Here is a 266-nt window from a genome sequence, read left to right on the forward strand (position 1 = left end):
CCGGCTTCGACGCCGAAGGCGGCCAGCGGATACCAATAGCCATCGGAATGGCGGCGGGTGCCGGGGCGTTCGGTGCGGAAGCCCTGATAACCATGCCAGGATCCGGCATGTGGTTTATATTGCACCGTTTTTACCTCCGAAATACCGGGCGGGAAAGCCGTCTGGACGGGAGCCGCCTGCACTGATGCAATCGAGGCGATGGCGAGAAGGGTGGCGAGCGCGGCGGTGGAAGGGGCAAGTCTGAGCATTTTCATGATAAACCCTCA

1 protein-coding gene is annotated in these 266 nt (G+C 61.3%); it reads right to left on the minus strand.

The genetic code is table 11. From position 1 onward, the window contains the following. On the minus strand, window positions 1-254 hold a 254-nt coding region (locus EOD29_RS32345; RefSeq protein ID WP_127248839.1), incomplete at its 3' end, for a cell surface protein. Window positions 255-266: the final 12 nt, after the last annotated feature.

Origin of the sequence: Mesorhizobium sp. M1A.T.Ca.IN.004.03.1.1, assembly GCF_003997555.1 — a bacterium.
Taxonomy (GTDB): Bacteria; Pseudomonadota; Alphaproteobacteria; order Rhizobiales; family Rhizobiaceae; genus Mesorhizobium.